Source organism: Serratia sp. FGI94, assembly GCF_000330865.1.
Taxonomy (GTDB): Bacteria; Pseudomonadota; Gammaproteobacteria; order Enterobacterales; family Enterobacteriaceae; genus Serratia_B; species Serratia_B rubidaea.
Genome location: NC_020064.1, coordinates 1,676,534 through 1,690,951 on the forward strand (window position 1 = coordinate 1,676,534; position 14,418 = coordinate 1,690,951).

General features: G+C 57.7%; 9 protein-coding genes. 5 read left to right on the forward strand and 4 right to left on the reverse strand.

The features are described 5' to 3' along the window. Positions 1-74 precede the first annotated feature (74 nt). The 3 genes from serS to D781_RS07720 all read left to right on the forward strand — a co-directional run bounded on the left by serS (position 75) and on the right by D781_RS07720 (position 3,466). On the forward strand, positions 75-1,367 hold the full coding sequence (gene serS, locus D781_RS07710) for a serine--tRNA ligase (protein ID WP_015671747.1): 1,293 nt from the start codon (positions 75-77) through the stop codon (positions 1,365-1,367). A 268-nt stretch (positions 1,368-1,635) separates the two neighbouring features. Beyond that, a complete protein-coding gene (locus D781_RS07715; RefSeq protein WP_015671748.1) occupies positions 1,636-2,052 on the forward strand; it encodes an NUDIX domain-containing protein in 417 nt (138 codons plus the stop codon). A gap of 262 nt (positions 2,053-2,314) precedes the next feature. After that, a complete protein-coding gene (locus D781_RS07720; protein WP_015671749.1) occupies positions 2,315-3,466 on the forward strand; it encodes an MFS transporter in 1,152 nt (383 codons plus the stop codon). 52 nt (positions 3,467-3,518) lie between these two features. Here the strand turns inward: D781_RS07720 and pflA are convergent, their stop codons facing one another. From pflA to ycaO, 4 genes are all read right to left on the reverse strand, one after another. Then, on the reverse strand, positions 3,519-4,259 hold the full coding sequence (gene pflA, locus D781_RS07725) for a pyruvate formate lyase 1-activating protein (RefSeq protein WP_015671750.1): 741 nt from the start codon (positions 4,257-4,259) through the stop codon (positions 3,519-3,521). A 285-nt stretch (positions 4,260-4,544) separates the two neighbouring features. Next, the gene (pflB, locus tag D781_RS07730; protein ID WP_015671751.1) at positions 4,545-6,827 is read right to left on the reverse strand and encodes a formate C-acetyltransferase; all 2,283 of its coding nucleotides are present in this window, start codon (positions 6,825-6,827) and stop codon (positions 4,545-4,547) included. A gap of 51 nt (positions 6,828-6,878) precedes the next feature. Further along, complete coding sequence (gene focA, locus D781_RS07735; RefSeq protein ID WP_015671752.1) at positions 6,879-7,736, reverse strand: formate transporter FocA; 858 nt, start codon at positions 7,734-7,736, stop codon at positions 6,879-6,881. 423 nt (positions 7,737-8,159) lie between these two features. Further along, positions 8,160-9,923 (reverse strand): 30S ribosomal protein S12 methylthiotransferase accessory factor YcaO, encoded by a 1,764-nt coding sequence (gene ycaO / locus D781_RS07740; RefSeq protein WP_015671753.1) that lies wholly within the window; start codon positions 9,921-9,923, stop codon positions 8,160-8,162. Between the two features lie 528 nt (positions 9,924-10,451). Here ycaO and D781_RS07745 point away from each other — a divergent pair. Next, the gene (locus D781_RS07745) at positions 10,452-12,869 is read left to right on the forward strand and encodes a membrane-bound PQQ-dependent dehydrogenase, glucose/quinate/shikimate family (protein WP_015671754.1); all 2,418 of its coding nucleotides are present in this window, start codon (positions 10,452-10,454) and stop codon (positions 12,867-12,869) included. Between the two features lie 227 nt (positions 12,870-13,096). Then, entirely contained in the window at positions 13,097-14,143 is a 1,047-nt protein-coding gene (gene ansB, locus D781_RS07750; protein WP_041411758.1) for an L-asparaginase 2, read from the forward strand. Positions 14,144-14,418 lie beyond the last annotated feature (275 nt).

The following is a 14,418-nucleotide window of genomic DNA, read 5'->3' on the forward strand; positions in this document are numbered from 1 at the left end:
TCCTTTTATGCGGCGCCCAATCAGCCGCATAAGACAACAAATTTTCTTTCAATAACAACAAGCACAGGATTAGCATGCTCGATCCCAATCTGCTGCGTAATGAGCTAGACGCAGTCGCCGAAAAACTGGCTCGCCGTGGTTTTAAACTCGATCTGGATTTGCTGCGTTCGCAGGAAGAGTGCCGCAAGGTTCTGCAAGTAGAAACAGAAGCGCTGCAGGCAGAACGTAACTCCCGATCGAAATCCATCGGCGCAGCGAAAGCGCGTGGGGAAGACATCGAGCCGCTGCGTCGCGAAGTGAGCGAGTTGGGTGACAAGCTGGATGCCGCCAAGGCGGAGCTGGACAAGCTGCAGAACGACATTCGCGATTATGCGCTGACGCTGCCGAACCTGCCGGACGACGCCGTGCCTAACGGCAAAGACGACAGCGAAAACCAGGAAGTCAGCCGCTGGGGTGAACCACGCGCTTATGATTTCCCGGTACGCGACCACGTTGACCTGGGTGAAATGGCCGGCGGTCTGGACTTTGCCGCAGCGGTAAAACTGACCGGTTCCCGCTTTGTGGTGATGAAAGGGCAGATTGCCCGCATGCACCGCGCCCTGGCGCAGTTTATGCTGGATCTGCACACCGAGCAGCACGGTTACCTGGAGGCTTACGTGCCTTATCTGGTGAACCACGCAACGCTGTACGGCACCGGCCAGCTGCCAAAGTTTGGTGACGACCTGTTCCACACCAAACCGCTGGAAGAAGAGTCCGACAGCAGCAACTACGCGCTGATCCCAACGGCGGAAGTGCCGCTGACCAACCTGGTGCGCGATGAGATTCTGGAAGAGGAAGCGCTGCCGCTGAAAATGACCGCGCATACGCCGTGCTTCCGCGCCGAGGCGGGCTCTTATGGCCGTGATACCCGCGGTCTGATCCGCATGCACCAGTTCGACAAGGTTGAGATGGTGCAAATCGTACGTCCGGAAGACTCGATGAATGCGTTGGAAGAGCTGACCGGCCACGCGGAGAAAGTGCTGCAGCTGTTGAACCTGCCGTACCGCAAAGTGCTGCTGTGCACCGGCGACATGGGCTTCGGCGCCTGCAAGACCTACGATCTGGAAGTGTGGCTGCCGGCGCAGGACACCTACCGCGAGATCTCCTCATGCTCCAACATGTGGGATTTCCAGGCGCGTCGCATGCAGGCGCGCAGCCGCAGCAAGACCGAGAAAAAGCCGCGTCTGGTGCACACGCTGAACGGCTCAGGCCTGGCGGTTGGCCGTACGCTGGTTGCGGTACTGGAAAACTACCAGCAGGCTGACGGCCGCATTCAGGTGCCGGAAGTGCTGCGTCCGTATATGGGCGGTCTGGAATTTATCGGCTGATAGCGGAACTGAAAGGCGCCTGAGGTGACTCTCCGGCGCTGATATTTCGTCTGACCGGCTAATTTAACAAGGGTTCATGTCTTCCGGGCATGAACCCTTGTTTACGAATAAACAGACTATATTGAGTTTGTTTTCATCATGTACGGCATTTTTGCGGTGCTTCCTCTGTTGTCGCTGCCATGGTGATGAGCGTGGTGTTCGTTGCTCTGCGCTGGAATCGCCACCGTGGTTTGAATCGGTATCCGAGCTGGATTGAGAGGCCAGGAAAATGAATAACAATGTTGTAGCCAAAAATATTGATAAGTTGGGTTGGATTTATATTCAGAACAAAAAAATTCTGATGGCGCGTTCATATAATAAATCTACTTTTTATATTCCCGGCGGGAAGCGAGAAGCCGGAGAAAGTGACCAGGCGGCGTTGGTCCGGGAGATTAATGAAGAACTCTCCGTTGATTTAATGCATGACAGCATCGTTCTGTTTGGCGAGTTCAGCGGGCAGGCCGACGGTAAGGCGCAGGGCGTGGTAGTGAACATACGCTGTTTTACCGCCGACTTTAGCGGCGAGCTGAAAGCTAATGCCGAGATTGAAGAGATCGCCTGGCTCACATATGCGGATCGTCACCGTTGCTCTGTGGTCTCGGTGCAGGTGCTGAATGCGTTAAAAGAGATGCAGCTGATCGACTGACTCGCTGGCGTATGCGATGGCGACCGGCACGTTAAAAACACAACGCTGTTGCTGCGGACCGTGAGGGGCGGGCGAAGTACGTTTGCGTCTAAGTTTTACCCGCCTGATTTACCGAATTTCACCGCTTCCCGGCGCTGATTTCAGGCCGCGAGGCCGCCGCTGAAAACAAATCGTGCGATCGATCGCTTACTGCCGATTGACTTTTTTATCGCCAGTGGCATGATGCGCGCACTCTCATTGCTTGCTCGGTCTCAAGTTCACTATGTACGCATACTCCCGCCCAGTGCTTCTCTTGCTCTGCGGCTTGTTGTTGCTCACGGTTTCTATTGCCGTACTGAATACGTTAGTCCCTCTTTGGTTAACTCATGCTCAGCTGTCAACCTGGCAGGTGGGAATGATCGGCTCTTCCTACTTTACCGGCAACCTGCTCGGCACCATGCTGGCCGGCAAGCTGATTAAGCGCATCGGTTTTACCCGCAGCTACCATCTCTCCTGCCTGCTGTTTGCCGTCGCGACGGCCGGCATGGCGCTGTCGCTCGACTTCTGGAGCTGGCTGGGGTGGCGCTTCATGGCCGGCATCGGCTGCGCCTGGATTTGGGTGATCGTTGAGAGCGCGCTGCTGCGCAGCGGTAACCAGACCAATCGCGGTCAGCTGCTGGCGGCCTATATGACGGTGTATTACCTGGGGACGGTGGTCGGCCAGCTGCTGCTCGGCATGGTCTCTGCCGAATTGCTGAACGTGCTGCCGTGGGTGACGGCGATCGTGATTACCGCCATGCTGCCGATGCTGTTTGCCCGGGTCAATCGCGCCGATGATGAGCCGCAGCAGGCGGCGGTATTGCCGATGCTGAAACGCCGCAGCGCCCGCCTGGGCATTAACGGCTGCGTGATTTCCGGCATTGTGCTCGGCTCGCTGTATGGTCTGATGCCGCTTTATTTGTCCCATCAGGGCTTCAGCGATGCGGACGTCGGCTACTGGATGGCGCTGTTGGTCAGCTCCGGCATTATCGGCCAGTGGCCGGTCGGTAAAATGGCCGACCGCTACGGGCGACTGCTGGTGCTGCGCGTGCAGGTCTTCGTGGTGATTATCGCCAGCATGGCGATGCTGGGGGGCTATGCCATGGCGCCTTCGCTGTTTATTCTGGGCTGCGCCGGCTTTACGCTGTATCCGGTGGCGATGTCCTGGGCGTGCGAGAAGGTGCAGTCCCATGAGCTGGTGGCGATGAACCAGGCGCTGTTGATGAGTTACACCATCGGCAGCCTGCTCGGCCCGTCGATGACGGCGATGCTGATGCAGAACTATTCCGACCAGCTGCTGTTCGTGATGATTGCCGCAGTGGCGCTGGTCTATCTGGTGATGCTGCTGAAAAAACAGAAGCCGGACCATCATCACACGCCGTTCGCCGCGGTCTGAAAGCGAAAAACCCGGCCAGGAGCGCCGGGTTTTTTCATGTTGCCGTACGTAATCAGTAGATCACTTTATGGCCGTAGCCTTCCAGAATGCCTTTGACCCGATCCATGGTCTCGGCCTTGGGCGGATGCACGCCGTCCAGCTTGTACTCTTCGCCCATGGCGACCCATTTATGTTTGCCCAGCTCGTGATAGGGCAGCAGCTCAATCTTTTCAATATTCTTCATATCTTTGGTGAATTCGCCCAGCAGATGGGCGGACTTATCGTCGTCTGACCAGCCCGGCACCACCACATAGCGGATCCAGGTGCGCTGGTTGCGCTTGGCCAGATAGCGGGCGAATTCCAGCGTACGGTGGTTGGAGACGCCCACCAGGTTCTGGTGAATATCGTCATTCATCTGCTTCAGATCGAGCATCACCAGATCGGTAACGTCCAGCAGCTCGTCAATCACCGGATCGTAGCGGCGCACGAAGCCGTTAGTATCCAGACAGGTATTGATGCCTTCCTGATGGCAGGCGCGGAACCAGTCGCGTACGAACTCCGCCTGCAGAATCGCCTCGCCGCCGGAGGCCGTTACGCCGCCGCCGGACGCGTTCATAAAGTGACGGTAGGAGACGGCGTCCCTCATCAGCTCTTCCACGGTCACTTCCTTGCCGCCGTGCGTATCCCAGGTGTCGCGGTTATGGCAATACAGGCAACGCATCAGGCAGCCCTGGAAAAAGACGATAAAACGAATGCCCGGGCCGTCAACGGTGCCGCAGGATTCGAAAGAGTGGATACGACCAGTTACTGGCATTGCGGGTTTCTCCAATATTGACTGTCAAGCGCAGTCTAAAAATGGGCGTACGGCCGTCGGTCAGGTATCAGCGATGCAGCAGCGGAAAAGCCCGACTGCCGGAGGGGAGAGATGCCTGTTGACCGGCCGTGTGCCGGATCACTGTTTTGCCGGATGTCCACTGAGTATAGATACCTGGCAAAACAGACTCGCGGGAGTCAGGAACATTGCGTGTTAAAAGGGCCGGTTATCCCGGCCCCCGGTTGCTCATTTGGCCGGGCTGTGCAGCCCGGCATCGGCAAGGTGTTACATGGTCTGCGTGAAGGTACGGGTGATAACGTCCTGCTGCTGCTCTTTGGTCAGCGAGTTGAAACGTACCGCATAGCCGGATACGCGGATGGTCAGCTGAGGATATTTCTCAGGGTTATCCATCGCATCCAGCAGCATTTCACGGTTCATCACGTTAACGTTCAGGTGCTGCCCGCCCTCGATAGCGGCTTCATGATGGAAGTAACCGTCCATCAGGCCCGCCAGGTTGGTTTTACGCACGTCATCATCTTTACCCAGCGCGTTCGGTACGATGGAGAAGGTATAGGAAATACCGTCTTTCGCATAGGCGAACGGCAGTTTTGCCACCGAGGTCAGAGAGGCGACGGCGCCTTTCTGGTCGCGGCCGTGCATCGGGTTGGCGCCCGGGCCGAATGGCGCGCCGGCGCGGCGGCCGTCCGGCGTGTTACCGGTTTTCTTGCCGTACACCACGTTGGAGGTGATGGTCAGCACGGACTGGGTCGGCACCGCATTGCGGTAGGTGCGCAGTTTCTGAATTTTCTTCATGAAACGTTCCACCAGGTCGCAGGCGATGTCATCGACGCGCGGGTCGTTGTTACCGAACTGCGGATATTCCCCTTCAACCTTGAAGTCCACCGCCAGGCCGTCTTCGTCGCGGATGGTGGAGACTTTCGCGTACTTGATGGCAGACAGGGAGTCGGCCGCCACGGACAGACCGGCGATGCCGCAGGCCATGGTGCGGTAGACGTCACGGTCGTGCAGGGCCATCAGCGCCGCTTCATAGCTGTACTTGTCATGCATGTAGTGGATGATGTTCAGCGCGGTGACGTACTGCTTCGCCAGCCAGTCCATAAAGTGGTCCATACGGTCCATGACTTTGTCATAGTCCAGCACCTCGTCCATCATCGGCGCTTCTTTCGGGCCGACCTGCATTTTCAGTTTTTCGTCAACGCCGCCGTTGATGGCGTACAGCATGGTTTTCGCCAGGTTGGCGCGCGCGCCGAAGAACTGCATCTGCTTACCGACCACCATCGGGCTGACGCAGCAGGCGATGGCGTAGTCATCGCTGTTGAAGTCAGGACGCATCAGGTCGTCGTTTTCATACTGTACGGAAGAGGTGTCGATAGACACTTTCGCCGCGTATTTTTTGAAGTTGAGCGGCAGTTTTTCCGACCACAGAATGGTCATGTTCGGTTCCGGAGACGGCCCCATGGTGTACAGGGTGTTCAGGAAACGGAAGCTGTTTTTGGTGACCAGCGTACGGCCGTCGACGCCCATACCGGCCAGCGATTCGGTGGCCCAGATTGGGTCGCCGGAGAACAGCTCGTCATACTCAGGGGTACGCAGGAAGCGCACCATGCGCAGTTTCATCACCAGGTGGTCGATCAGTTCCTGCGCCTGCTCTTCGGTCAGTTTGCCGGCCTTGATGTCACGTTCAATGTAGACATCCAGGAAGGTGGAGACGCGGCCGAAGGACATAGCGGCGCCGTTTTGTGATTTCACCGCGGCCAGGTAGCCGAAGTAGGTCCACTGCACCGCTTCCTGGGCGTTTTTCGCCGGCGCGGAGATATCGTAACCGTATTTGGCGGCCATCTCTTTAATCTGGCCCAGCGCGCGGTGCTGTTCAGAGATCTCTTCGCGCAGCTGGATGGTCATTTCCAGATCTTCGCCGTTTTCCAGCTTCTCCTGCAGGGAGTTGAACTGGTTTAATTTGTCCGCCATCAGGAAGTCGATGCCGTACAGCGCTACGCGGCGGTAGTCGCCGATGATGCGGCCGCGGCCGTAAGCATCCGGCAGACCGGTCAGCACGCCGGATTTACGGCACTTCAGGATGTCTTTGGTGTAGACGTCAAATACGCCCTGGTTGTGGGTTTTACGGTATTCGGTAAAGACTTTTTTCAGCTGCGGATCCAGCTCGCGGCCGTAGACCTTACAGGAACCTTCAACCATTTTGATGCCGCCGAACGGGATCAGCGCGCGTTTTAATGGCGCTTCGGTCTGCAGACCGACGATGGTTTCCAGATCTTTATTGATGTAACCGGCGTCGTGGGAGGTAATGGTAGAGGCGACGTTGGTATCGAAATCAACCGGCGCGTGGGTGCGGTTTTCCAGTTTGATTCCTTCCATGACCTTGTCCCACAGCGTGGTGGTCGCCTGCGTAGCGCCGGCCAGGAAGGACTCATCGCCTTCATACGGCGTGTAGTTTTTCTGGATGAAGTCACGGACGTTGACTTCGTTCTGCCAGTCACCGTTGCTGAAACCTTCCCAGGCTTGGGCTAATTTCTCGTTAAGTTCGGTCATGTTACACCTACCTTCTAATTGTGGAGTTCGGATCCGGCGTGGCGGTGCGGCTTAAGGTTGCTTGTCGCCACGCAGATAAATTACCCAGTAAGTCAAACCAACCAACAGACCGCCGCCGATAATGTTGCCGAGGGTGACGGGGATCAGGTTGTCGAAGATAAAGTTGCTTACGGTCAGATGAGCGAAATGCTCGGGTGCTGTCCCTACGGCCTGCCAGAATTCCGGCGTGGCGAAGTGTTTAACCACAATGCCCATAGGGATCATAAACATATTGGCGATGCTGTGTTCGAAACCGCTGGCGACGAACATGGCGACCGGCAGAACCATGGCGAACATCTTGTCCATCAGGCTGCGGCCGGAGTAGCTCATCCAGACTGCCAGGCAGACCATCAGGTTAGCCAGAATGCCGAGGCAGACGGCCTCGATAAATGTGTGGTGCAGCTTGTGGTCGGCGGTTTGTAATACGTTCAGCCCCCACAGGCCGTTGGCCGTCATATATTCGCCGGAGAACCAGATCAGGGCGACGAAGAACAGTGCGCCGATCAGGTTACCAATATAGACGTTAAGCCAATTGGCCGCCAATTGCCGCCAGGTGATGCGGCCGCTGGCCTTGGCAATAACGATCAGCACGGTGGAGGTGAACAGGTCGGCGCCGCAGACGACGACCAGCATCAGCCCGAGCGAGAAACAGATGCCGCCGACCAGTTTGGCCAGGCCGAACGGGACGTCGGCGGTGCCGGTGGTGGCGGTGATATAGAACACGAATGCGATAGAGATGAAAACGCCGGCGGTGATCGCTAAATAAAACGTTTTTAGCGGATGTTTGGTCGCTTTATAGATGCCGGCGTCTTCGGCGACTTTCGCCATCGCGGCAGGTAACAGCAAATCAAAGGGGTTGTCAGCTTTCACGCCAGTTCTCGCTCAAAAGGGTTATAACAACGCAATGAGATACTAGCAAAGCGGTATCGGGTAAAAGTTGATTTGGATCATGGGGCGCCGAAGTAAAACGGCGTAAAGGCGTATGATTTACGTGGTTTTTGTGGTTATGTATTTGAAATTAATACAAAAAATATTTTTTAAGTTTTGCAATTATTTTTTAATCAACGCGTCGGACAGGTTATCGGCCGGTTAAACAATTTCATTAAATAGAGGCGGAATGGAGAGTTAATCAATGGGCACCAATGATTATTTCATCTTAATGCAACAAATCTGCCGCCGTACTCTTGTATTGGCGTCTCATGCAGAGAAGAAAATGCCTGGCGTTATTCAGGGCAACGATCAATCGTGAGCGGAAAAATAGCCGGGCGGCGCTGATGCCGCCCGACAGACGCGTTAGGCGTTCGCCCAGTGGCGGCGTTTGGCCTGCTGCAGCTTCTCATAGGCCGCCAGCAGCGCCTGATGCGCTGGCAGCGCCTGCAGATCGCTGTCGATGGCGAACAGCCCGTTGAAACGCTCTTCACCGCTCATGGCAGCGGAGGCGGCATCGACGGCGTCCTGACCGTACATTTTGACAAATGCGCTGTGGTACTGCGCCGGATCGCGTTCCGGCTCCTGCGCGAGCAGCAGCAGGGTTTGCAGGCAGCGGTAGTAGTTGCTGCGCTGTGGGGTAAACACCGACGCGTTAAACTCCTGCGTCCATTCCGCCCAGATCAGCGCTTGCTCCATATCGCCGCCGGCCAGCGCCAGCATGGACTTCAGCTCGCCGACGCGCAGGGTGTACCAGGCGTTATCCTTGCCGGAGGCAATGCCCAGCAGCTCACGCACGCGGGTGAAGTCGTCCAGCCCTTCATCGTCCAACTGCTGCAGCAGCGCCAGGTACTCTTCCGGCTGCCAGTCGCTGTCCGGCAGCGCCAGCAGGGTGTCGCGCAAATGGGCGCCCATGCTGTTGTTGGCCAGCAGCAGATCTTCCGCCGGGTAGATATCGGACATGCCCGGCACGATGATGCGGCAGGCGTAAACGCCCAGGTGCTCGTAATCGGCGATGTACACTTCGGCGTCTTCCTGCTGGAAGATGGCCATCAGCGTGGCGAACTCTTCCTGCGTGCTGCCGCTGAAGCTCCAGTCGGCGAACGGGTAGTCGGCGTCCTGCTTGAACATATCCCAGGAGATCAGGCCGCTGGAATCGATAAAGTGGGTTTCCAGGTTGGCGTGCTCCGCCACTTCTTCATCGTCGAAGGTTGGCGCGGTGAACACGTCCAGATCCTTCAGGCTGCGGCCCTGCAGCAGTTCGGTCACCGTACGCTCCAGCGCGACGCCGAAGTCCGGGTGGGCGCCGAAGGAGGCGAAGCAGGTGCCGTTGGCCGGGTTAAACAGCACCACGCAGATCACCGGGTACTTACCGCCCAGCGAGGCGTCGTAGGAGAGGATCGGGAAGCCTTCCTCTTCCAGCTTGGCGATGGCTTCAACCACGCCAGGGTAGCGGTTCAGCACCTCGGCCGGGATTTCCGGCAGGCTGATGGATTCGGCGATGATGCGGTTCTTCACATAGCGCTCAAACACTTCAGACAGCCCCTGCACGCGCGCTTCGTTCGCGGTGTTGCCGGCTGACATGCCGTTGGACACGTACAGGTTGCCGATAATGTTCATCGGAATATAAACCGTTTCCTGATCCGACTGACGGGTGAACGGCAGGGCGCAGATGCCGCGATCGCCGTTGCCGGACTGCAGGTCGATCAGATCGCCGGCGCTCAGCTCCTGCTCCGGATCGTAGAAGGCGTGCAGGCGCGGATCGAGGATGCCCGCCGGCAGTGAGTCGTCCGCCGGGATCGGGAACCACTTCTCGTTCGGGTAGTGGACGAAATCGCCGTTGGCGATCTGTTGGCCCAGATAGAAGTCGGCAAAGAAATAGTTGGTCGACAGACGTTCGAAGTATTCGCCCAGCGCCGAGGCCAGCGCCGCTTTCTTGCTGGCGCCTTTGCCGTTGGTGAAGCACAGTGGGCAGTCGCGGTCGCGGATATGCACCGACCAGACGTGTGGCACCGGGTTGAGCCAGGAGGCCTCTTCAATATTGAAACCCAGATCGCTCAATTTCTGTTGGAAACGGCTGATGGAATCTTCCAGCGCGGCGTCTTTACCGGGGATAAAAGTTTGCGTCATTGTCTTCACTTAAATGTTTGGGGATAGCAGGCGATGTTAAGCATGTCTCTGTCAGCCGGCAACGAACCGCTGGAGACGTGCCTGATGTCACTGTTTTCCGAGACTCGCATCCGTGCAACAGCGTGCGAGGTTACGGCAAGGCGGCGTACACGCCGGCGCCTTGGAGCATAAGGCGTTATCTTCTCATACGTCGGGGAGCAAAGGGTAGGCTCAGTCGCGGCAATATTTTTATGTTATTGAATTTATAACCGCCGGCCGGGCATTTTTTTCGTCAGCGACGGCGGTCAGCCTGCTGGGAGGTTTTTTTTTCGTTTCGCCATGGCGCACGGCGCTTGTTCACTATCTGCCGCAACGCTAACCGTCTGGTTTTACGCTGCTTATTTGTAATACAAATAAATTTACACAAAAATAACAACTATGTATAATTGTATTACAAATTGCTCATGGTATGCGCCGTGAGTGTTAATTTCCTCATAACATTGTGAGCGAAATTGACGGTTACTCGATGTTGGTAATAAGGAAAGAAAAATGTCCGCTCCACAGCAGAGCGCCGGTAAGCGTTGGTTCTTTAACGCTTATCGCCTGCTCTTTGTCATACTCAGTTTTTGTATCGGTCTGTTTTTTGTTATCTGGGGAGGAAAACTGGTTTCGTTAGGCGGCAGCGCCTATTACCTGCTTGGCGGCCTGGCCTATCTGATTATCGCCATCTGTTTCCTCGTCCGCAGTAAACATGCCTTCTGGCTTTCTCTCATCACCTTCTTCCTCACGCTCTGCTGGGCGCTGTATGAAGTACAGTTCAACTATTGGGGACTGGTGCCGCGACTGGTGGTGCCGGCGCTGCTGCTGATGCTCAGCCTGTGGCTGATCCCGACGTTGCCGCAGACCGGCAACGGCCGCCGCCGTCTGGCGAACTGGGGCGGCCTTGGTATTTTCGCGGTGCTGCTGGCGACGCTGGCGGCGGCGTTTTATCCGCATAACGTGATTCGCAACGAGGTTGCGCTGCAAGCGCCGGACGCCAAAGCTGCGCCGGCCACGGGCGAGGATAACTGGGAATTCTTCGGGCGTAGCGCGTCCGGCACGCGTTTTGCGCCGTATACGCAAATCACGCCGGAAAACGTTAAGGACCTCGACGTAGCCTGGGTTTACCATACCGGCCGCCGCACCACCGGCAGCGCTATCGGCGTGGATGAAAATACGCCGCTGCAGGTGGGCAACGTACTTTATTCCTGCACGCCGGAGAACCTGATTACCGCGCTGGACGCGGACAGCGGTAAAGCGCTGTGGAAGTTCGACCCGCAGGCAAAAACGGCAGAGCATGTCACCTGCCGCGGCGTCGGCTATTACGACGTCAATAAAGACGATAGCCTGAGCGCGGATGAAAAGAGCGCGCCGGCGCTGCAGCAGTGTCCGCAGCGTATCCTGGTTTCCACCGTTGACGCGCGTTTTATGGCGCTGAATGCCCGAACCGGCGAACTGTGCCCGGGATTTGGCGATAACGGCAGCGTCGACCTGAAGCAGGGCATGGGCGATACCGAAAACAGCAAACGCTATCACCCGACGGCGGCGCCGGTCGTGATGGGGCATATTGCCATCATCGGCGGCTGGGTGCGTGATATTGTGCACGGCGAGCCTTCCGGCGTGGTGCGCGCGTTTGACGTACGTACCGGCGACGTGGCCTGGGCCTGGGACGTCGGCCAGCCGGAAAATGTCACCGATCCGGTGAAGGGGCGCGCCTATACGCTGGAAACGCCGAACGTCTGGACGATCCCAAGCTTTGATAAGGCGCTGAACCTGGTCTATCTGCCGACCGGCAACGGCCCGCCGGACTATTGGGGCGGCGACCGTAACGGGGCGAAAGAGAAGTACGGTTCCGCCATTGTGGCGGTTGATGCCGGCACCGGCCAGACCAAATGGGTATACCAGACCGTGCATCACGACGTCTGGGACTACGACTTGCCGTCACAGCCGGTGCTGTTTGATGTGAAGAATGCGCAGGGGGAAACTATCCCGGCGCTGATTCAGACCACCAAAACCGGCCAGATCTTCGTGCTGGACCGCCGCACCGGCAAACCGGTCACGCAGGTGGAAGAGCGCGCGGTGGCGCAGGAAGGGGTGGCCGAAGGCGAGCGGTTGTCCGCCACGCAGCCGTTCTCGGTCGGGATGCCGCAAATCGGCGTCGAGCCGCTGACGGAAAAATCGATGTGGGGCGTGTCGTCCTTTGATCAGCTGCTGTGCCGGGTCAGCTTTAAAGAGTCTGCCTATCATGGCATGTACACGCCGCCGTCCGAGAAGCCGTATATCGAGTGGCCGAGCCTGCTCGGTGGAATGAACTGGGGCGGCATCTCGGTCGACGAGCGCAGCGGGCTGATGTTCGTCAACGATATGCGCATGCCGCTGCGCATGTCGCTGGTCCGCAAAGAGGACGTCGCGAAATATAAAATTTCCACCGACGAAGTGCCCGGCTTTATGGGCACGGTGCGTCCGCAAATCGCCGGGCCATACGGCGGCGTGCGCATTGATATTCTGCAGTCTGCGCTGGGCGTGCCGTGCAATACGCCGCCGTTCGGCACCATGACCGCCATCGATTTGCACAGCAAAAAGCTGGTGTGGCAGGTGCCGATGGGCTCGGTGCAGGATACCGGTCCGCTGGGGATGAAAACCCATATGCCGATCCCGCTGGGGATGCCGACGCTGGGCGGCCCGACGTCCACCGCCTCCGGACTGGTGTTCTTTGCTGGCACGCAGGATTACTATCTGCGCGCATTGGATTCGGCAACCGGCAAAGAGCTGTGGAAAGCACGGCTGCCGGTCGGCGCCGTCGCCGCACCGCTGATTTATCAGTCGCCGAAAACCGGTAAACAGTATGTGGTGATCTCCGCCGGGGGCAGCAGCCACTCGCCGGACGTGGGCGATTACATTATTGCCTACGCGCTGCCGCAGCGTTAATTAGCCGCCACCCACCGCCGAACGCCTCTGCGTTTGGCGGTTTTTCTTTGTTATCACTGCCGTATGCCCGCGGTCACTATGCCGCATAATCCCGTCCGTTTCTTCTCACCTGTCAGACTAAACTTGCCGCAGGGTGCGAATGATGTCTTTACAAAGCGCCGTCGCTATCACGGTTTTTATTATGAGAAAGATGATAATTCAGCGGGCTAATTAATACGGGGGATATCATGAAAACATGCAAACGGAGTTTCTTGGCGCTGTTGCTGGCCGGCGTCAGCGGTTCTGCGCTGGCGCTGCCGTCGGTCACGATTCTGGCGACCGGCGGCACCATTGCCGGCGGCGGCGAGTCGGCCACCAAATCCAATTATCAGGCGGGCCAGTTGGGCGTAGAGGCGCTGGTCAGCGCCGTGCCGCAGCTGAAAGAAGTGGCGGACGTTCAGGGGGAACAGATCGTTAATATCGGTTCGCAGGATATGAACGATGAGGTCTGGCTGACGTTGGCAAAGAAAATTAATGCCGACTGCGGCAAAACCGATGGCTTTGTGATTACTCATGGCACCGACACGCTGGAAGAAACCGCCTATTTTCTCGATCTGACGGTGAAGTGCGACAAACCGGTGGTGATGGTGGGCGCGATGCGTCCGGCGACGGCGATGAGCGCCGACGGGCCGTTCAACCTTTACAACGCGGTGGTGACCGCGGCGGACAAGCAGTCGGCCGGACGCGGCGTGCTGGTGGCGATGAATGACAGCGTGCTGGACGCGCGCGACGTGACCAAAACCAGCACCACGGCGGTGCAGACCTTCCAGTCGCCGAACTATGGCCCGCTGGGCTCTATCCACAACGGCAAGGTTGATTATCAACGCATGCCGCAGCGCAAGCATACCCGCGCCACGCCGTTTGACGTCAGTAAACTGGACGCTCTGCCGAAGGTCGGCATCGTCTACAGCTATGCCAACGCGTCGGATGCGCCGGCCAAAGCGCTGATCGAGGACGGCTATCAGGGCATCGTCAGCGCCGGCGTCGGTAACGGCAACCTGTATAAAACGCTGTTCGATACGCTGGCGACCGCGGCGCACCAGGGCGTGGCCGTTGTGCGCTCTTCCCGCGTGCCGACCGGCGCCACTACGGAGGATGCGGAGATTGACGACGCCAAATACGGTTTTGTCGCCGCCGGCACCCTGAACCCGCAGAAAGCGCGTATTCTGCTGCAGCTGGCGCTGACGCAGACCCGGGATGCGGTGCAGATTCAGCAGATGTTTAATCAGTACTGACAGCCGTGGTGCATAAGGGCCGTGACGGCCCTTTTTTCGCCGTTTGACGGCCGCGTCGGGCGGCTAATAAATGAGCCTGCCTGAGACGAAAATGCAGCACAAAAATCTGCTATAACCCGCTGAATTAGCCGCCGTCATTGATTTTTGAGCTAAAAAAAGTGGTTCGCAGGGCGACGGCGCGGAGCAGGGCGTCAGCCATTTTCTTTGCGCGGCAGAATAAGCGTTGCAGCCGCGGGGCGCGAGTGATAAAACCGATGTGCTGGATGTCACACTTA